This is a genomic window from Halorarius halobius (genome assembly GCF_024298865.1).
Lineage (GTDB): Archaea > Halobacteriota > Halobacteria > Halobacteriales > Haloarculaceae > Halorarius > Halorarius halobius.
Window position 1 is genome coordinate 3,570,641 of the sequence record NZ_CP101161.1, and the last position, 19,046, is coordinate 3,589,686.

At 52.5% G+C, this 19,046-nt stretch carries 21 protein-coding genes and 1 pseudogene; 12 read left to right on the plus strand and 10 right to left on the minus strand.

All coding sequences use genetic code 11. From position 1 onward, the window contains the following. Positions 1-50 precede the first annotated feature (50 nt). On the minus strand, positions 51-1,070 hold the full coding sequence (locus NL112_RS18805) for a tyrosine-type recombinase/integrase (protein ID WP_255150384.1): 1,020 nt from the start codon (positions 1,068-1,070) through the stop codon (positions 51-53). A gap of 425 nt (positions 1,071-1,495) precedes the next feature. On the opposite strand from NL112_RS18805, the gene NL112_RS18810 reads away from it, so the two are divergent. Continuing rightward, positions 1,496-1,810 carry a DUF8139 family protein gene (locus NL112_RS18810; protein ID WP_255150385.1) on the plus strand — a complete coding sequence of 105 codons (315 nt, stop codon included), beginning with the start codon at positions 1,496-1,498 and terminating at the stop codon, positions 1,808-1,810. 210 nt (positions 1,811-2,020) lie between these two features. Here NL112_RS18810 and NL112_RS18815 read toward each other — a convergent pair whose 3' ends face one another. The 4 genes from NL112_RS18815 to NL112_RS18830 all read right to left on the minus strand — a co-directional run bounded on the left by NL112_RS18815 (position 2,021) and on the right by NL112_RS18830 (position 6,698). Continuing rightward, complete coding sequence (locus tag NL112_RS18815; RefSeq protein WP_255150386.1) at positions 2,021-3,430, minus strand: hypothetical protein; 1,410 nt, start codon at positions 3,428-3,430, stop codon at positions 2,021-2,023. Then, on the minus strand, positions 3,427-5,403 hold the full coding sequence (locus NL112_RS18820) for a UvrD-helicase domain-containing protein (RefSeq protein ID WP_255150387.1): 1,977 nt from the start codon (positions 5,401-5,403) through the stop codon (positions 3,427-3,429). Before NL112_RS18820 ends, NL112_RS18815 begins: the two co-directional genes overlap by 4 nt. Continuing rightward, positions 5,396-6,379 (minus strand): hypothetical protein, encoded by a 984-nt coding sequence (locus NL112_RS18825; RefSeq protein ID WP_255150388.1) that lies wholly within the window; start codon positions 6,377-6,379, stop codon positions 5,396-5,398. Before NL112_RS18825 ends, NL112_RS18820 begins: the two co-directional genes overlap by 8 nt. A 163-nt stretch (positions 6,380-6,542) precedes the next feature. Continuing rightward, on the minus strand, positions 6,543-6,698 hold the full coding sequence (locus NL112_RS18830) for a hypothetical protein (RefSeq protein WP_255150389.1): 156 nt from the start codon (positions 6,696-6,698) through the stop codon (positions 6,543-6,545). A 1,162-nt stretch (positions 6,699-7,860) separates the two neighbouring features. Between NL112_RS18830 and NL112_RS18835 the strand changes: the two genes are divergently transcribed. Next, positions 7,861-8,445: a hypothetical protein gene (locus NL112_RS18835; protein WP_255150390.1), complete on the plus strand. Its 585-nt coding sequence runs from the start codon at positions 7,861-7,863 to the stop codon at positions 8,443-8,445. Between the two features lie 652 nt (positions 8,446-9,097). Here NL112_RS18835 and NL112_RS18840 read toward each other — a convergent pair. The 3 genes from NL112_RS18840 to NL112_RS18850 form a co-directional block, all read right to left on the minus strand. Further along, positions 9,098-9,340, minus strand: coding sequence for a hypothetical protein (locus tag NL112_RS18840; RefSeq protein ID WP_255150391.1), 243 nt, complete (start codon positions 9,338-9,340; stop codon positions 9,098-9,100). 275 nt (positions 9,341-9,615) lie between these two features. Beyond that, positions 9,616-10,062, minus strand: a complete 447-nt coding sequence (locus tag NL112_RS18845; protein WP_255150392.1) for a hypothetical protein — start codon at positions 10,060-10,062, stop codon at positions 9,616-9,618. Between the two features lie 159 nt (positions 10,063-10,221). Continuing rightward, positions 10,222-10,659 carry a hypothetical protein gene (locus NL112_RS18850; RefSeq protein WP_255150393.1) on the minus strand — a complete coding sequence of 146 codons (438 nt, stop codon included), beginning with the start codon at positions 10,657-10,659 and terminating at the stop codon, positions 10,222-10,224. A gap of 662 nt (positions 10,660-11,321) precedes the next feature. Between NL112_RS18850 and NL112_RS18855 the strand changes: the two genes are divergently transcribed. The 5 genes from NL112_RS18855 (at position 11,322) to NL112_RS18875 (ending at position 13,635) form a co-directional block, all read left to right on the plus strand. Further along, positions 11,322-11,474 (plus strand): DUF7837 family putative zinc-binding protein, encoded by a 153-nt coding sequence (locus NL112_RS18855; protein ID WP_255150394.1) that lies wholly within the window; start codon positions 11,322-11,324, stop codon positions 11,472-11,474. A 55-nt stretch (positions 11,475-11,529) separates the two neighbouring features. Further along, a complete protein-coding gene (locus NL112_RS18860; RefSeq protein ID WP_255150395.1) occupies positions 11,530-11,943 on the plus strand; it encodes a TRAM domain-containing protein in 414 nt (137 codons plus the stop codon). A 66-nt stretch (positions 11,944-12,009) separates the two neighbouring features. Continuing rightward, positions 12,010-13,098: a type I restriction enzyme HsdR N-terminal domain-containing protein gene (locus tag NL112_RS18865; RefSeq protein WP_255150396.1), complete on the plus strand. Its 1,089-nt coding sequence runs from the start codon at positions 12,010-12,012 to the stop codon at positions 13,096-13,098. A gap of 135 nt (positions 13,099-13,233) precedes the next feature. Further along, positions 13,234-13,365: a hypothetical protein gene (locus NL112_RS18870; protein ID WP_255150397.1), complete on the plus strand. Its 132-nt coding sequence runs from the start codon at positions 13,234-13,236 to the stop codon at positions 13,363-13,365. 60 nt (positions 13,366-13,425) lie between these two features. Further along, the gene (locus tag NL112_RS18875; protein ID WP_255150398.1) at positions 13,426-13,635 is read left to right on the plus strand and encodes a YgaP-like transmembrane domain; all 210 of its coding nucleotides are present in this window, start codon (positions 13,426-13,428) and stop codon (positions 13,633-13,635) included. Positions 13,636-13,762: 127 nt separating this feature from the next. Here NL112_RS18875 and NL112_RS18880 read toward each other — a convergent pair. Together NL112_RS18880 and NL112_RS18885 are read right to left on the minus strand one after the other, a co-directional pair. After that, positions 13,763-14,752 (minus strand): annotated as a pseudogene (locus NL112_RS18880) (DUF7983 family protein). A gap of 363 nt (positions 14,753-15,115) precedes the next feature. Next, a complete protein-coding gene (locus tag NL112_RS18885; RefSeq protein WP_255150399.1) occupies positions 15,116-15,406 on the minus strand; it encodes a hypothetical protein in 291 nt (96 codons plus the stop codon). 72 nt (positions 15,407-15,478) lie between these two features. Here NL112_RS18885 and tsaA point away from each other — a divergent pair, with 72 nt between their 5' ends. The 5 genes from tsaA to NL112_RS18910 all read left to right on the plus strand — a co-directional run bounded on the left by tsaA (position 15,479) and on the right by NL112_RS18910 (position 18,984). After that, entirely contained in the window at positions 15,479-15,970 is a 492-nt protein-coding gene (gene tsaA, locus NL112_RS18890) for a tRNA (N6-threonylcarbamoyladenosine(37)-N6)-methyltransferase TrmO (protein ID WP_255150400.1), read from the plus strand. 241 nt (positions 15,971-16,211) lie between these two features. Then, the gene (locus NL112_RS18895) at positions 16,212-16,451 is read left to right on the plus strand and encodes a hypothetical protein (RefSeq protein WP_255150401.1); all 240 of its coding nucleotides are present in this window, start codon (positions 16,212-16,214) and stop codon (positions 16,449-16,451) included. 559 nt (positions 16,452-17,010) lie between these two features. After that, a complete protein-coding gene (locus NL112_RS18900) occupies positions 17,011-18,168 on the plus strand; it encodes a tyrosine-type recombinase/integrase (RefSeq protein ID WP_255150402.1) in 1,158 nt (385 codons plus the stop codon). Between the two features lie 185 nt (positions 18,169-18,353). Continuing rightward, entirely contained in the window at positions 18,354-18,500 is a 147-nt protein-coding gene (locus tag NL112_RS18905) for a hypothetical protein (RefSeq protein ID WP_255150403.1), read from the plus strand. A 34-nt stretch (positions 18,501-18,534) separates the two neighbouring features. Next, positions 18,535-18,984, plus strand: coding sequence for a hypothetical protein (locus NL112_RS18910; RefSeq protein ID WP_255150404.1), 450 nt, complete (start codon positions 18,535-18,537; stop codon positions 18,982-18,984). Positions 18,985-19,046 lie beyond the last annotated feature (62 nt).

Genomic DNA, 19,046 nt, shown 5'->3' on the forward strand with positions numbered 1-19,046 from the left:
AATAGGCTGGAAATGCCTCCAGCTAGTATAAAAGAGACGAAAGAACTGTTTTAGAGGTTGTTGAGGTACTTCCGCCGCTGCTCCATCTTCGTCTTCTCATCACGCCGGTCGTAGTGTTTGTCGAGAGTATCCGGGTTAACGTTCGCACGAGCCGAGACTACCTCAACCGGAACATCCGAACTGAGATGATGCGTTATCGCACCTCGGCGAACAGCGTGCGATGACACGCTCTCAGGACACTTCGATGCGTGGACGTACTCCGCGGCTTCGCATTCTTCCGGGTCCCGATTGAGAGGACAGGAAAGCCCGATTCGACACGGTCGCGACCAGTTGTACACAATCGTCGTCGGCGTAGTAGTATGCATTCGACCATGTGAAGTTGCGATGAGTGGCTCTCGTCCGTATTCATCAACAACGTCCGGTCGTTGGTTCTCTATCCAGTCATCAAGCAGACCGCAGACTTCGGAAGAGAGCGCGACGAACCGTTCTCCCTTCATTTTGTTCTTGATGGGCGTGTCCGTCTCTGGTCGATGGCGAATTTCCAGCGATTTTTCTTCTGGGTGGTAGTCAGACAAATCGAGTGTTCGGACTGCTCCGCGACGGAGCATGGTGTGCCACTGGAGTGTAAGCACCATGTGAGCTCGCGAGGCGTACTCGAATTTTCCCAGATGAGTCAGGATGGCTTCAGCCTGCTCGGGCGTGAGCCGGTCGTCTCGGACGTTTTCGTCGGCATCAAGGTCGGGCGAGAGAACTTTCTCGCTGAGGTCGGGTTTGACCGCGTCGACGGTCTCTAGGAATCGGATGAATACGCGAAGCGTATCCATCTGCGTTTTTTCGGTGACGGGTTTGATTTCTCCGTCATGGCTTCGTCGCCATAGGCGGAACTCGTGGAGCAGGCGGCCGGTGAGCTCGTTGAGATTCGTGAGCTCCTTTTCGTGTTCACACCAGCGGACGAAGTGTCCGAGGCGAGATTTGTGGGAGCGAAGGGTTGATTTGGCCACTTCGCGTCGTCGATGGTCGATATACAGTGCGAGTGCTTCGTCGGGCGCGATTGGTTCGAGGTCGTCCATGGTTGGTCCAGCAAATCCCAGTCGGGAGGGGGCGATTCTGAACCAGCCTGTTGATTGATACTAGGTTGTTACGGGGTGGACAGGGTTCCTGCAGAGTTTAAGATATTCCCGGAGTGCGAAGGGGTCGCTTTTTGCTTTCGGTATAAACGGAAAATTATCATTATAACGTATTCGGTCAGCCATATCTACACCTGCCACTAATCGCGGGGCCTGGCTCAAAACAGATTCGCTCTTCGGATACTCAATCGGCTAATTATGACTCTCTTCTTCTGCAGGTTTCGTGATTCTCTCAGCCACGTCAGTGCATAAGCGTCAGAATCAAGACTCTCGTGAAGGTTAACCGTGTGACCCAAGTTCTGCACAGGTCGTGGGCTATTATATGGTTTCAATCTGATTCACCTGTATCTTCTCAGAGTTCTTAAGTGGTGTCAGAAGTATCCGAGGAGACCGAATCTGACTTGGAGGCCGTCGTTGAATATCGCTGTGAAACAATGACTGAGTTCGGTCAGGGAGACAGGGTGCGGGTAGACATTCCTGACGAGACCGACCCAGACCACGAACGCTTTCACGGCCAGCATGGGATAATCCTCAGGAAGATTTCTGACGATGCAGGAAGTCTTACCAATGATAACCGTGATTCAGTCGTTTACCGGGTAGAGCTTGACCCAGGAGAAACGATGGACTTCAGGAGGCGTGATTTGCGTCCACCTCTTGATGGAGAGTCGATGGACTCCGAATAATATCCCTTTCTCGGAATAACCCAAAAAGGGTCTTGAATATATACGGCTGCAGCTACCCCGGAAAGGATGAACGAATCATCCCCAGACAGGGAAAACAGAACGAGCACGTCGCCTTCTACGCGCGTACTTCGGCCGATAGCCAGACGTAGAGGATAGAGTCATAAACACTCCTGAGAGGTCGTAGAGGGCTGAATTCGACTTGATGGCCCTTCATCTCAGTTCAGCGTTGGATGTCGAATCGTATAGAGTCCGGGCTATCGGGTAGAGGTCTCCCAGTATCTCACGTTCCGCCTCAATAAGGTCAAAGTGACGAGCAATTCCAACGATTGCACGATACGGAGGAGAACCACTGAACCCGTATGTATCACGTGCGGTCAAGCAGAGACGGGCGAATTCTTCGTCTGTTAGTTTGTCCAGGGCCCGAGGCCCCGTGCAGTCTCCACATTCCAAGAACCCCTCAATAGTCGCAACAAGATGGAGAGCATTACCCCCGGCTCCTTCGTGGCCACTAGAGTAACAGCGCCAGAGTTTGTCGTCACTCGATACGGCGAAGTTTGTTCCATTTGACCCCCCATGAGCGGGATGGTCGCTTCTGAGCTCTCGCCCCATCGACGTGAGTTTTGTGCCGGCGGCTCGTGCCACACGGGTAACTGAATGGCTGTAGTAAGGTGATTGCTCGCTAGTGGTAGAACGCGGTTCCGACTCACGTTGGCTTGCTGCAGCCTTATCTTCGAGAACCTGGGCGGCTTGACGCTCGTCAGGCTGGAATTCGTCGATGATGTCGTCAATTGCCGCCTGAGCTTCGTGTACATCGTCTGGAGTACCTAGAAGATGTCGTCCAGTGACAGCGGCCCACCGCCCCTGTTGGTACATCTCGATACTAGGAAGTTTGTCTGACTCCGGGACAAACACGTCATCAGCGATAGGCGAATCAAACGATGTGAACCGTTCTGGGAGCCGTCCATATACGAAGAGGTGTAGGCCAGTCCCACTCTGAGAGATTTCCGTGAAACTCGCGAGGTTATCGACTAGCTCACGAGCACGAGGATGTAACTCCCCAGTGGTTGGAATTCGGACAGCATCTAAATCAACGAATACAATCACGTCGCCGGTTGGTGGGACATCTGAAGGGAGCAGAAACCCCAGCTCAACCTCATCTCTATCGATGTTGTCGAGATTCGTAGGGAGATGTTCAATCACCTCGTGTTGGGCCCACTTTGCGGCCTGTTCGAACGATGTTTCGGGCCGTTCCTCAGCAGCTAGGTCGCCGCTCCAGCGACATGGGTACATATCCGACTTGACCCACGGTGCCCTCGGAATCTTATCCCTAGTCCACAAGAGCCACTGTGGACGGTCACGGAGACCGTTTGGATAAAGGAGATTCTCTCGCGGCTTCGAAGCGGCTTCGGCAGTAGCAGACTCTGCTATCAGCGAGAACTCGTCGCCTTGTTTTATAATCCATCCCTGGTCAATCGCTCTCGATAGCTCAGCCTTAGCGTCAGCCACAGACATCCCGAAGTCCTCAATGAGGGCATCCAATACCTGCCTTCGCTGAAGATAAGACGACTTAGCCTCGGCCGAGTGTTCGAAGAGGTCGTACCAATCTGGCCTCGTAGTCATTCGTCACCTTTCCGGGTAGGCTGGATGCCGTATGGAATGTAACTACTTGTCCAACTGAAGCCGTCGCGGAGAACCACGACTCGTTCCTTCGCGCGGGTACATCCGACATACCAGATGCGGTCCTCGGAAGCGCGCGCCGCTGGAGAGTACAGCTCGTTACGAATGCGACGCGTAATCCCATCATACAGTATCACGGTATCGGCTTCAAATCCCTTGGAGCCATGCAGTGACATCACGCGGGGGAATCCAGCGAAATTCAGCGCGAATCGACCCTGGTTCTCGAAGGTGGGAATGAGCCCACGGTTACGAGCAAGCGCCGCTTGGAGAGTATTTCGTTCACGAGTATTCTGAATCACGCAGTGTTTGACCGATACTGGACCGTTGCTGAACAGTTCTGTCCAGCGTATTGGGTCAGTTATCGGGGCGAAGAACTCCTGAAGCGTGACGGGTAGCTCGTCGTTCACCCATGCCCGACCGAGAGCAGCTGTCTCATCTCTATCCCAGGCTAGTAACGAGGATGGAGTGGCTTTGAGCAGAGCCTGAGCTTCCTCGGCACAGAGCTCAGTCGGAGGTTCGTCAAGGAGCGCCTCCTCACTCAGGATGAGCGTCCATCTCTTCCAGCCACGTTGTTCACACGTGAGGCCGCGGAAACGCTGGAGGCCATTATAAAGATGTGCGCGGTCGAGGTTCTTGTTCCATGCCCCGGTTCCTTGTTGCCCTGCGTAGATGATACCGGTCTTCCGCAGGGCCAATCCAATAAGCCAAATCTGTAGCTGTGTCCGAGCGAGGTACAGAATGGTATTTTCGTCATGACTCGCTGCGTGGGCACCACCATCACCCGACAATAACGGTCCCTCTTGACTGAACTCGTAAAGAAGGTCCGGCGGGCTGAATCGTTTGTCGACAGAAGTTGTATGAACACCTGTACGACGGTTGAATTCCATAGGTGGCGCTTGCCGTACCAGAATTTCTCCAGGCTTATCGCTCGCGATGTCCAGTGCTGGCGGTGTGTGGGTTCGGCCCAAGATAGTCGTCGCTGCGTCCCAGATGTTTTTGGGTACACGCCAGGTAGTCGGAAGCTGAAGTTCAGGGAGGGGAAGTCGTTCGAAGTATTTGGGGTCTGCTCCCTCATGCCGGTTCATCACTTGATGTGGGTCACCCGCTACAATCGCTATCTCTGCGCCAGCGAGCCACTTCCGGGCAACGCTGTCCATCAGCGGGGTGAAGTCGTGATACTCGTCGACAATCACGACCTGCTGCGGCGGTAGCTCCTCTGAGTCGAGAGCTTCCGTAAGCATTTCATGGAAATCGAAGAGCTTGTTTTCACTCTTGTAATCCTCCCAAGATGCTGCAACCTCCGAGAGCGGAGGATGAGTATTCCAGCACGAACGGAGCCGGTCGTACGAGGGGGCTTCATAGTGCTTTGAGAACGGCCGCTGGTTATGAATTAGCCAGTGGTATACCTCGAACAGTCGCTTCCCTGGGCTTTCATCCCACGCCTCTGTGTCGGGTGTGTCGTAATGTCGTCCATACTTCTCAGAGAGAAAATCTACGTAGTCTTGTCGCTCAGCAATCCCCCAAGCATGACCCATCCACTCCCCCTTCCCAGCAACGCGCATCGCAACACTGTGAAGAGTTCCAATATGTCGTGTTCGTCCTTTTGTAGGCTGGATAAAATCATCCTCATTGAGAACTGCTGCTTCTCGAAGTTTGCTGAAGACATCCTCGGCAAGGTCTCGTCGAAATGTTATCCAAGTGATATCGCGAAGATTGATATCGTATTCTGACTCCAGTAGCGATAGCCGTCGAACGAGTTCTGTCGACTTGCCCGTTCCGGGAGGACCATTCAGTTTGATACTTTCATCCGGAGCCACTGATTCAGTCTTAGGAGACACTTCGAGCGAGTCCAACCACTCTTGCTGCTGGCGCTGCCGAGCAGCTTTTTGCTCCATGTAATCAGTTGCCTCACTCATCGGTCTCACCAAAATCCCACTCATCGTCCTCTTCACTCATCCCTATCTGTTCATCATCGGTCTCGATTTCAGCTGGCTCTGCAAACGACCGCTTCAGACACCACCAGCGAACTGGTGTCCCATCGCCCAGTTGCGTCGTCTCGACTTTCCGCGCTAGGTAGTCTTTGGCGCTCATTTCCGCGTATAGGGCTCTCATTGAGACCGACTCATGAGGTGCAATCGCCCGCTGTACGACTCGTGACTCAACGCGAACTGTATCGTTTGTCTCCTCATCTCGAAGGCAAAGCAGTTCCATCTTGTACGCTGTCTCTTGTGACGTTACAGCCGTCATAGATGAGACAGTACGGCGGAGGTCTTCGATAGCTTGAGTCCGGGGCCCCTCTGAGATATCAACGATACTCGGGTCTCGCTGTTTCCATCGCATGATGAACCGCTCCACCCAATCACTCCAAGGTGTACAGCCATCACTGGGTTCTGCAACGTGCTCGGCTGTTGCGTCGAAATAGTTGCCTCGGAAGTGGTGCGCTGACTTGTGGGACCCCTCTGTTTCAATTGTAACTGGTCCATCATCGGTCTCAAAGGTCCACTGATACGCCGCGTTCTCATTGGTATCCGTCGACTGAATGATGCGCAGCGTCAAGAGTCGCTCACGGAGCAGCCTATCGAGCGGATAAATTTCGACGGTAGCTGGGTCTTCCCCAGTGACCTCTGCGTTTGACACTGCCTTCGTCCGCTCGTCGTAGATTTCCCGAAGTGCAGTCTTCGTTACCGAGTGAGAATCTAAATTATGCAGTGAGCCGATGAGATTATCGATGGTCCCATCACTGATTTCACCGTCAGCGCGGGCCTTAGCGAGGAGGGCTAGGAATTGCTCAATGACGGTGGCTTTCTCAACTTCTGAGGCGTCCTCTACTTGTCCCCGGATTTGTGTCCAGGCTTGCGATACACCTTCCTTTGTTGGGTTGAAATCGTTCATATTCCGAGTCTGTGTGTTGAAGCAAACTCGGCAGCAACTGGGTCGGAGTGGCGGAATCTATTAGATACTGCACGACGTACAGTATGTGTAGCTCCCAATACAGACCATCACCAGTGGGCTGCGAGTTTACGAAGAGTGTTCCAGCACTCTTCCCAAACGGCTTTTATCTGAGAAAGAGCTCCTGCTCTTCCTTCTGTAGCTCGCGTTGTGCGAGTAGGTCGAGATACGCTTTCAGACTGAGAGACGGAGAGACACGGTCGCGTGCCTCCCTCAAATTCTCCGCAGTTTCTTTCGTCACCTCAACCGACGTTCGGTTCATATTAACCATGTCGGGACCATGGTACATATACATTCCCTCAGAATGGATTAGCCTCAAAACACTATACAGGGAGTGAATGAGCGCTATTGTACTGTATGATGGGACTACAAAGAAATATGATATATTTCATATCAAGAATTATGTTTACAAGTATCTAATGACCACACTAGGGATGCTTCGGGTTTGCCGACTAATCCTCTCCTCAACATCGTTTGTTTCGACTCGGAACGAGACTTTTGGCATCTGTACGGGAAATCGGTAAGCGTGTAGTCGGTTACGTTTCCACTCTCGGTATTCAATCCTTCTGCCAGTAGCGACGCTGGATACCCTGTCAACGAGATAACTGAGGGATTCGAATTAGAAGTCTTCCAGGTTGAGGACGGCTTGGCCTATGCGAGACGACACTGGGTAGACTACGGTTCATAACGCTTGACACACCCCTCGCTTTTAGAGAACTCGACTCCGGGTTTCCGCTGTAAACTGGTTAGACCGGCAGTGTCAGTACAACAGATACGTCCCCACTGACTTCTTGAATCGTGACTTCCTGTGAGACGAGCGGACAGAAACTGGTCATCAAGAATTTGCTTCGACTCGAACGCGAGTTCAGCTTCGACGAGATAGTTTACTGGCCTCTCGATGAAGCACCGTTCAGGCTGGCCGATTGAACCTGAGATATCCATCTCGACCATCCCAATTTTATGTGTATGATTATATGAAGCACTCTCATCAAGCGCACGTGCCGGGGATGCTCCTTTGCAATCTCTCCACGTCTTGTTGGTATGCCTCGGTATTGCCCAGAAGAACAGGACAAGAAACCACAACTCCGTGAAGAACCATCTGGCTACTGGGTCTGTCTCGGCTGTGGACAAATCTTCGGTCGGACGTACACTCGTGCGATTGTACAGTGGAAGGACCACCTCATAGAGGACAACCGTCCGTGAAACCCGGCCGGCACTGCTCACTCTAACATACGGTTCGGGTGGTAAAGCTTCTTGATTACTCGGGGAAGTGCGTTGTAGGGCACGGCGGCGTCACTCTCTCACTATGTCAGCAGTTGTCCTTGAGCTCGGAGTACAGGACTCTCAGCGAGGAGATATGGGGGCTACATTCAGAGCGGGTGGGAGTCCATACTTATCATACCTAAATGAGAATCAGGTATGATATGCGAAGACGAACGCTGCTAAGACTTGGGGGTCTTGGAGGTGTTGCACTACTCAGTGGATGTACAGGTGAACCTGAACCGACTGGTACCGCAAACCCGAGCGGAAATTCACAGAACTCTACAACAACTCCTTCACAGAACTCCACATCAAATCCAGAAGTAACGCCACAAGCCTCGCCTGATGAGACTCCGGAGATGGTCGAAAAAACATTCAGTTCTGAGTATTACAGTGGAGACCAGCAGTTCACCCGAACTGCCTGCGACTCTTCAGAGGATGAGTTCGTAACACTGGTTGAAGCAGGACGAGGACGATACCTCTTAGGTGTCGGATTAAATGGTACAATCGGTTGTGAGGAGGTGACTGTTCTGGATAATCGTTTTGAGCCAGAAACAAGAGAATACAACGTGAGGCTCAGCTTCAAACCGAGGTCAGGTGCGAACGATTGCGATTCAGGATGTACTGTGACGTATTTTCTTTATGCAAGCTATACTGCGACATCTACGACTAAACTCATAAAGAATATGACCGTTACTGTAGAACGGATTGATGAGACAACTGTATTCAACCCTGTTGAACCCGAGTGAGAATTTGTGCCGCTGGTTTTCGAAAGCGAGGTATTCGATGCTGAGCCACATGACGAAGTGCTCGCAATGCGTAGTGAATATCTCCTCTGTAGTGAGCAAGTGAGGGGGTCAGGAACGATTGGGTAAACGACTGTATGGCCCTCTTTACGGTATTCTGGGACAACTAAATGACTAGGAAAGTATATATTCGGGCGAAGCCTACCTTGTTGTGCCGTTAGGCAGTTCCAGAAGTAGTTACAGAAACACCCGGGTTGGACCGCCAACCCACATGGGATTGAAAATGCGGAATCCCTTTCTGGAACCTGTTACAGAAAACCCGCTGGGCTGAGAAATTCGGCCCAACTGGGATTGAAACGATAATGGTCAATCGATGACCGACCTAATTTCGCCTATCGGTCTTCCTCTCCCCACCACACACGTACCACGTTGAGACGGCTTTCAAATCTGCATACAGCGGACTGAAAGTAGCAGACTCTGCTACTGCTTCCTGAGGCTCCTCGAATTCCTTTCTCGGTATCTCTTTGAAATCGAACAACGCGGTTTCGAGTGAGAAACCTATTTGACGAGATATTCAAGCTGGCTACTCTCGTGCTTCCCCGGTGGCAGGGCAGTCAGCGCGGTGTCTAGGTCCGGCGTTATTGTCTTCATGTCCTCAACGGAGTCGTTCCAGCCTCTCTTCACTCAGATTCATTAGCTTCGTTACCTTCGGGCCTGCCTTCCAGACGAGCTCTCCACCAGTAGTGCCTTCGAGAAAGCCAGAGGCTTCCATATCCCCGAGAACGGTCAGTACCTTCGCTTCTTCGTCCGTACTGTAGGGGAAGTCAGCCAAGCGGAACTCGCCGGTCGTCACAAGGTAGTCCAGCACACTCTCCCAATGCTGCTCTATGAAATCCATTCTTCTCATGGATTCTAATGTTGCTGAGTATATGAATCAGCAATTTTAGTTCTCAGCCAATTCTGACGGAAGAATACCAATATTCTCGTCGAGAGTCTATGACAACATGACCGTTCGGTCCGAGCTATTGACAGACGGGGTTCTTTGGCATCGACACGAGGAAGCAGAATTCTATCGGTGCCTATCCTGCGGCGTAAAGACCAGCTCACGCTGTATCCTCGAACGAATCCATCTTCACCGGTGTAAGTTCAGTAGGGGTGGGTAAGAGTCCGGCTCTACGAGCGACCGTAATGCTCAGCGCGGTTTCGTAGCTGTTCGAGGGTGTACAGGGCATCGAACAAATCGTCGACAACAGGGTCAAACTCCTCAACGCTTTTGAGGTCGCGAATCGCATCGTTAATCGCTATTTTCGCATCATCGAGAGCTTGCTCTTCCCATTTCGTGAGACCAATCTCAATTAGCGGTTCCAACTCGCCTTTGACGTAATCTTTGACCCGCTCTATGGCATGTTCCCAGTTTGTGAGCCCCGTCCAACGGATAATCTCTTCCCGTTCCTTGTCGAGTTCTTCGAATTGTGTGCTGAAGGTATTCCACTCTTCCGCTGAATGGTAATGGAATGCGAGGGTTTCCAGTTCAAGAATTTCGTTGAATGTCAGGTCATCGTATTCTGCGACAACGACCTCAACAACCTCCTGTTCTCCATTACCCGATTCAGTTGCCATGCTATATCAGAAGCTGTATCCGACTATATACATTCCTCTTGAAACAGCCGTTTCAGACCATAATACAGTGAATTTCGATTGGTTAGGGTGCTTGGGGGAGCATCTGAATGCACTCGATACACAGCCAGCAGCTGCCGTGGTTTTCAAAAATCGAATAGCCTATTCGTGAGTTCCTTCACGCGCTTCTAACGCTTCTAACCGCTTTGTGTTCTCCTCCATCCGCCGATAGAGATTCGTGCTCACGTACTCGTGAGTTTCCTCAATTGTCGCTTGTAACTCGTCGAGTTTCTCTGCGAGCTCCACCACGTCCACTTTTGTCCGCTCCGGTTGCCGGTCGTGCGAGACAAGCGACTTCGCTTCTCGGAGTTTATCCTCAGGGATAACCGCGATTTTCATCCTTGACCCCGACTGCGACGGAATCTCTGACCGCTCAATCTCGATGATGCTATGACGCTCCAACTTTCGGAACTGATGGTGTAACTGGCCTTCAGTCAAGTCCGTTCGTCGCCGAATTGCCGCGGTATCCGCTCGCCCGTCCTCTTCGAGAATCGCGCCGACGAATTGGCGCGTTTCCTCGGTCTGGTTAATGCGGTTCATATTGGAATATCGTTAAGAAAATTGCAAAGGTGTATCGACGGCAAAGGGTGCGGAAGCATGGTGTCCCAGCCTTCGGCGGGGTATAATCCATAGCCTTGGTGAGAGGCTTCGATAGCCTATAGGAACCCGGAACGACTCTTTCCCTTGGACACACCCCCCTCAAGGAGACCGCACGCAGTTTGGTAAGCGTATGAGCGACGAACAGAACCTGAATGAGATTCGCATACCTGCCAACCGAGAGGAAGTAATCGATATGGCTGGCGCGGCACAAGACGAGAAAAGGAGCCCCCGCTGTTGCACAGGCTCGCCTGATGGAAGGCATTGACTGACGAGTCCCACACCTGTCTACCCCGAAATCCGATAACGTCCTATCTCGTCCGACCCACAGTCCGGACATTCATCCGCGTCCGCAGAGAGATTCGCGCCACACTGGCGGCACTCCACGACGACCTCTGTATCGTCACCGGAGAATAGCCGAGCGAGTACCGCGCGGACACCCATGGATTTTGAGATACCGGTGGCTATGAGTTAATCTTACTGGAGGCCCCTATTCACCAGAAATCCGGTGTGCTCGACCCGCAAACCCACCAAAGGCTTACGTTCGAAGATGATTAAATTTCGATTGGAAGGAACACTGTCACACGCTCCTTCCATCCCTTCCCATGCCCGACGACACGCAGATACTCGGTCGCTGTCCGAATTGCGGCGAGCGCATCTCTACGGCGTGGCGTCTTATTGATTATGAGAAGGACGACGGCACCGAGGGCGTTTGGGCGGAGTGTCCGGCGTGTAGCGAGGTCGTCGCGCCGGAGTAGCGGAGACAGCAGAGTCAAGTGTTCTCCGTCGTGTATCTCGTTCAAGACGCTACAAATGGAAATTTCCGACCGACTTCGCTGTCTGTTCTCTACTACCGTCGAAGAGCGGGGCGACTCCTACGTTGTCGAAGTCCCCGAACAAGAAGTTCGACTTGGCGACCTTCAGCAGGGCGAGATATATCGTGTGGCTGTTCTCCCATCACCATCCGACGGCGAAATCAACGACACCGAGACAGAACCAGAGCGCGTGCGCGGGGCACCGAAGCCACCAGTCGAAGAGGGCGAACAGCGTACCGTCGAAATCGAAGATATTGGCGACCAAGGCGACGGTATTACCCGGGTCGAGCGCGGTTTCGTCGTTATTGTTCCCGACACCGAACAGGGCGAGCGCGTCACCGTCGAGATTACCGACGTGAGAGAGAATGTTGCTTTTGCCGAGGTCGTCAAGCGTGTGAGTTACTACGACTGACATCCGCTTTCTCCGAGATTCGTTCGCAGGGTTTGATAAGCCGCCGCTGTGACGTGACATGACAAGATGAATAGGGACGCTGTGAGGGAGTACATCGAACAATCTGACGCCGTTCTCGAATCTTCTCCGCAAATGGACGAGGCTAACACGAAGGCCGCTGTTCTCCGTGATTTTTTAGACCTTCTCGACTGGCAAATCCCCGAGAACACCCAACTCGAATACTCCGTTGAAGCGTTCGGGCAGACCTACAAGGTAGACTATGCCCTGATTCTCGATGGAACACCGGTCGCGTTTCTTGAAGCCAAAGGCGCGGACACAGCCCTGACTGCCGACCACGACGAACAACTCTCGTCCTATATGATGAACAAGAACGTCAACTACGGGGTTCTAACGAACGGGAAGCAGTACCGCTTCTTTCAGCGCCGTGTAGACGCCTCGAACGTGGACGTTCAGAAGGTGGGCAACGTATCCCTTGAAGACCTACCTAACCGCCTCGCTGTTCTCAAGGCCTACGAGAAAGACGCTATCGAGTCCGGTGAGTCCGGCAAAATCCTTGGTCGAATCAATGAACTACGGGAAGCCCGGCGAACCCTCGAAGCCGATAAGGACGACTTGGCAGTCGAACTCTCGAACGTATTGGCGGACGAGGTTTCTGATTCTATCTCGTCGCTCGCGGAAACACAGGCGAAGGAAATGATTGACCGGCTCGTCGCAGATATTGAGTCGGAGATTGACGCCGACGGGAAGAAGTCGAAGCGAGAAATCGCTGGTTCGCTCGGTGAAACGCCGGAAAAGGTAGAGGCTTCAGATGTAGACGGAGAGTATGTTATCGAGATACAGGGGGACGAAAGTACCCTCGTTGTTCTTGATGGTGACAACCAGAGCGACGTAATGGCTAACGCTGTAGACTATCTCATTCAGAATCACGACCTGATTTCGCGTGTCGAACCACTACCGTATGTCCCCGGAAATAAAAACGCCCTAATCAATAACCAGCCAGTTCATCCCGACGGTGAACGCGATATGAGAACATATCGTGAGTTGACAAACGGCTACTATCTGTTCACGAGTTTCAATAAGCGTGACAAGAAGCGCCATATACAACGACTGGCAGACAAATGCGACCTCGCTGTTGAATCAAGAGGCGAGTGGTAGTCGATTCCGAGAGTATCGCCACCAAACGAATTACCGAAGCACATCACGCACCCGCGTCTATCACCTTCTGTATCCCCGACGAGCGCGGGCTGTCGCCCCGAACAATCGCGTTCGTTTTAGCGGAGAAAGCGAGTCGTGTCACTGTTCAGGCTGAAAGCCTCGGCTTCCTTCGGCCTTGGCGTCACGAATTACGGTGGCGACGTGTGGGTCAAAGGCAACGACCTCGAAAGGTCGGTCTTCGTCGTGGAACTGCCGACAGCCGGGTGAGACGTGTCGCTTCCGTTCCGTGAGAGAAGATACAAGCCCGACGCATCCTACGATTCGAATATGGGAGAAAAGAATGTCGGTGGACGCGACCGACTCGCCCGCGCACTACTCGCCGCCCTGTTGACCATCGTAGCCATAAGCACGCTCCGGAAGGGCAAGCGCAAGACTGGCCTGCTGGCTCTCGTTGGAGCGTTCGGGTTTGGGTTCAACGCGACCACCTGCTTCTGCGGGCTGAACAAGACGCTCGGTATCGACACAACTGACGAGTAGACGCCTACGCTGTGCGCTAATTAGAGCTTCGACGGATAGTAATTCAATTTAACCAATGAGCGACTGGATAACTATTCTCTTGTTGGTTAATTCTGTATCTCGGAAACAGTCCGGACGAAGACGGTAATCAACCACCAGTAGCCGACTCGTGGAACGACCTTCCGCTTCTGAACTCGGTCAGTTCCGATATGCGCTCTTCGAGTTCTTCGATTTCTTCGCGGAGTTCGTCCGCTTCCTCGCCTTCGGTGGCCGCGAGTTGGTCTTTCAGCCCTTGTAAGCGTGTCTCCTTCTCATCTTCGTCCACGTCGGCCTTTCGGACGTACTCGCTCTCTTCGATTTCGTACACGTCGCTCTCGGAGAGTTCAGTTACATCAAGCGCTTCGTCCACCTTGCCCGAATCGACAGTAGTCAGTCGTTCGCGCTCAATCCCTGCCGCCTCGAAAGCGTTCAGCACCACCTCGTCGTCTTTGAGCGAACGGTTTCGACGACTCGTCCGCTGAACCGACCCGAACCGACCGGATACCTACTGGTCGTGATGGAGTCGGTCAAGAAGCACGCTCCGCACGTCTTGACGAAGGTCGTTCGCGTTGCGCTGTACGTCCGACAACAGGGTGTACAGATTCACGAGGCCGGGGGTTTCCACATCTTCGAGCGTGGCCACGTCGTGGCGTTCGAGCGCGTCAATGACCAACAGAGTGTCCGCATATAGGTCCAAATCCGGCTCTTGGCGCTCTTCGCTAGTGTCGTCAACATCCCCTCGGGCTTCCACCAACGGCGAGCCTGTTAGCGTCTCCGACTCGGTTAGCGTTCCCTCTCGGTCGTCTACCTCGAAGCGTGGGTGAAGGGACAGTACGGTCGCGTAGGGTTCGGCATCCGGTGGGAGCCGGTCAAGGTCGAACCCGCCGTGGGCGTCTTGGATACGACGGTACAGTGTCTCGAACTGGTCTTTCTGGAGTGGAATGGTATCGTCGTCGTCGCGGTACTGAATCAGCACTCGATGTTCCTGAATATCGGTCACACCGAAGGCTTTCCGCGAGAGTGGGGTGATGAGGGTTGCCTCCGAGGGCAGTTCATCAAGATTGTCGAGTAAGTTCTGCCACGTTGAACTGAAGCTCATGCGAGCGGGTACGAGCGAACGGGATAAAATGTTCAGGTGGAAATCCCGTTACCAGATTTGCTCTGCGGTGCTATTCCGTGTTTTCGCGTCCGAGTGAAGGTACTTCATTGTCGCATTCAGGCCCTTGTGGCGCAATTGCTCTTTCGCGTGGTGCGGGCCACCGTGGTTGGCCCAATATGTTGCCACCCCATACCGAATAGAGCACCACGAGATTTCAGTATGCTCAGGAATCGGAACGTCATCGCTCTCGATTATCTGGTGAGGGAGAGCGTTGTACGGTTTGGAACTGTATGGCGACGATTTCTGCGCTAGCCACAACTCGTCGCCGTCGTCGTACTTACCCATCGACGCCCGTTCACCAAGTCAGCGTTTCAGGGTATCCACCATCCGGCCCTTGATGATGCAGTTCCGTGCCTCGTTCTTCGTAGCTCCGTCTTTCGGGATGTTCGGTTCGTTGTCTTCGAGGTCCACGCACGAAGCCTCCACCCATCCAATCTCGATAGAACGTAGTCTGGTGTCGAACGTGACCGCTATCATAGGCGTGTACTTCCGCGAGTTCGCTTCCCTGAACTCTGCCGGAACAACCTTCTCCTTGGGGATACCAAGCCACTGCGCTACGAAGGACTTCAGTTGACAACATTCGTCGGATGACAAATCAGACGTGCGAGATACAGGGCGCATATCGGTCACGACACTGATTTCTCATTCGATGACTGACGGAATAATATGCCAAATGACCAGTACCAGTACGAGTCAATTGGGGTAATTCGGACACCTTTTGAATCGCCGGAAGGGATGCCGATTCAACCAGCTGGAGCGGATACCGTAGAAGGAACTGTCGAGGTAAGGGAGTCATACGCCGATGGGTTACAGGACCTAAGCGGGTTTTCCCACTGTATCTTGCTGTATCATTTTCACGCAGCTGCTGACACCGCTTCGTTGCAGGTTGAACCGTTTCTTGATAACGAAAAAAGAGGTGTCTTTGCTACGCGAGCACCACAGCGCCCGAATCAAATTGGTCTCTCTGTTGTTGAAATTGCTTCAATCACAAGCCCCGAAGTGACTGTCCGAGGAATTGATGTCGTTGATGAGACACCGTTGCTAGATATCAAACCGTTCGTCCCTGACTTCGATGTTCCAGCTGATGTAGACACAGGCTGGCTCAACGCATCGAAGTCAACAATCAAATCCAAACAGGCGGATGAACGGTTCCTTTGATGGACCTACCCTCTGTATGTAGCACGGTCGTTGAAATCTATCACCCACGGGGAATTTCAACAGAGACCGAATAGTAGCTTTTCACCGACGAGTGTTTGAGCGCCGCTTGGTGCAACGGCTTGAACGCACTCCGTCGAAGGAAAGCCTGTTCTGAGGGCGGTGGGCGAAGCGCCCAGTCGACGCGGCGGCCCGCGTCGCAGTCGGCGAACCGTCTAAAATCGGCAAACCCCTTGGTAAGACTATGAGCGACGAACCCGAGATAGAGTGGCCCGACGAACTCCAGTGTATCGAGTGCGGCGCAGTCGTCGGCGACGACGGAGCAAAGATACAGTATGAGTCCCTCGTTACCCCGGTCGAACCCGAGATATACGCGTGGTGTGACGAGCACGCGCCCGAAACAGTCGAAGAAGAAGACGAACTATGGCAGAGCGTGAAGAAAGGAGAACTCATAGAGCAATCGCAATCGTGGGAGGACTACTGAGCGGCGAGAATCTCGTCGTAGAGTTCCTTCCGTCGTGCTCGCGTGAACTCTTTGAGCTCGCGTACGTGCTCGGCGTTGAGGTCGGGGTTATACTTGATACAATCCTGGGTCGTTAAGACGTGTTCAATATGCTTACAGAGGCCGTCGTCGTCATCGGTCGAGCTTCTTGGGTAAGAGGTCGGTCTTTTGCAGGGTATGTCTCCACCGAAATAGATTCGGAGAGTGATTGGACAAACGTCTAATATAGGCCAGAATATAGAGCGGCGTATTGGGAAGAAACCCGACGCAAAATCACCCATTATTCTCGGACCGCGCGAGCAGTCAAAATCTGGCCATGAGGCACAGAAGTGCTAAATTTTGGCTATTTAACTTCTTCTACTTTTTCAGTCCAATTTGATTCTAGTATATAGAGCCTTCTACTTTAGAAATTCCAAAAGTAGCCACACTTATACTGCATTCGACCGTTTGTAGGAGTAATGAAAACGAATGAATCGGCTGTGATTGACCCGAGCATAAACCTCTGTGAAATGCCGTCTTCCTTCCGCGAGGTGAATCACAAATGAGTGCTGCTGACGACACCTCTCCGAAGGTCTCCGACCTGTCTGCGGAAGAGATGATGCAGATGTTCTCGGACACGATGTCGGACCAACTGAATCCTTCACTCACATCGAAGACTCCGCAGGAGGCTGTGGACAAATACTTCCAGACTCGAAATTTGAAGGCCGGTACTGAAGCCACCCACCGTTCTGCCTTGTACAATCACTTTGTCGCCTGGTGTGAGGAGGTGAGAGGAATCGATGACATAAGTGAATTGACGGGCAACGACCTCGCAGATTACCGCGTCTGGAGGCGAGAGAAAGCGCCGACGAAGGTGAAGAAACTACGACCTAAGTCCGAAGAAACGCAGCAGAAGATTCTTCGAGTGTTCATCAAGCGGTGTGAGCAGTGGGAATTCGTCAATCCCGGTCTACACGAGTACGTCCTCATACCGAAGGTCAGCCGAAGTGACGAGGTTCGAGATGAGATTCTCGATTCAGACACTGCGAAGCAAATACTTGATTGGCTTGCTCGGTACGAGTATGCGAGTCTTCACCACGTTATCTGGCTTCTCTACGCAGAAAGTGGAGCACGATTGGGCGGAATTCATTCGCTTGACGTGTCGGACTACGTGTCTCAGAGGGACGGTGGGTATCTGAAACTGAGACACCGACCGAAGACGGGAACGACACTGAAGAATGGTGAGGAGGGTGAACGCGATGTCAGTATTACTCTGGGCATTTGTAACGTTCTGGATGACTACCTTGATGATAAGCGGGTGGACCAGACAGATGAGCACGGTCGAAGCCCGCTGCTTACGACCACGCATGGGCGAGTTTCGAAGTCGACCATTCGCACGTACTTCTACGCGTGGACGCGTCCCTGCGCTATCGGTATGGAGTGTCCCTACGGTAGAGACCCGCGTGAGTGCGATGCCGCAAAGAGAAATAACTGGGCATTCAAGTGCCCAGACAGTCTGAGCACCCATCCGGTTCGGAAAGGGTATATCACGGCCAGTCTCAAGGATGCGATTCCAAAGATGGTACTCTCAGAGAGGTGCGACGTGTCCGAGAAGATTCTCGACCGGCACTACGACTTCCGGACCAAGCAAGAAAAGATGGAGGCCCGGATGAGGTTGATAAAGATGGCACACCAACAAAACCAGAAATATGGCGCATAGAGGCCTTTCCATCAAATAATTCCACAGAGGGCACGAAACAGCAGATAGCGGAAGCTGAATCTTCCGACAGTAGTTGATAGTCTGACTGAAATCACAATGACCCTCATCGATGGTTTCCAGACATCCACTTTCGGAGCTGGTAGCGAGGGAGTAGATTTATAGCGATGAATCTCTTAACTGCTCGTATGTCGACTGAATTCGCTCGGGAACCCGCTCAGTCAGAGGGAGACGATGAGCCCTCTGTACCGGTAGAGGTTCTCGAAGCGATTGATAACCTTGCAGAGGGCAACACCGCTAGCAAGGACGAAATCGAAGCCGTTCTCAAATTTTAAACTTTTAAGTCGTATTACCGCCTCTTGAAGCTGTGTGGCGCATATTCCTCTAGGTGGGTCTGAAGAGACGCACATTATATTTGACGGGAGGTTCCCTAACCACCTCGCTAGTCTGAGTGCTTCCGAACAGAGGAACTTACTAACGAAACTCAGGAATATCGCGAAGGAAACTGCGCCGCCTGACGGGTATGTTTACGAACAAATCGGAAACTTAGATATAATCAAATTCAGCGAAGCGGGCCGTGTATACGCAAAAGTAGTCACGTTCATCCCCGAGGGCAATACTAACTATCATATAATTTATGTTCTCTACGTTGACGAAGACCACGAATATGACCAAGGCGAACTGGGAAAATTCAGCCAGCAAGCTCAACAGAAACTTGATATGATTACAGATTTGGACACCGTTGAAGATGTTGAATCGTATCTTGAGGAACATAATTCGCTGACCGCCGACGACTTAGATGGCCTTCTAGACGGGTAGATAACTTCTTACAAGTTTCCAGTAGAACGGTCCAGAGAGACGGGTAGCCAGACATCCTACGA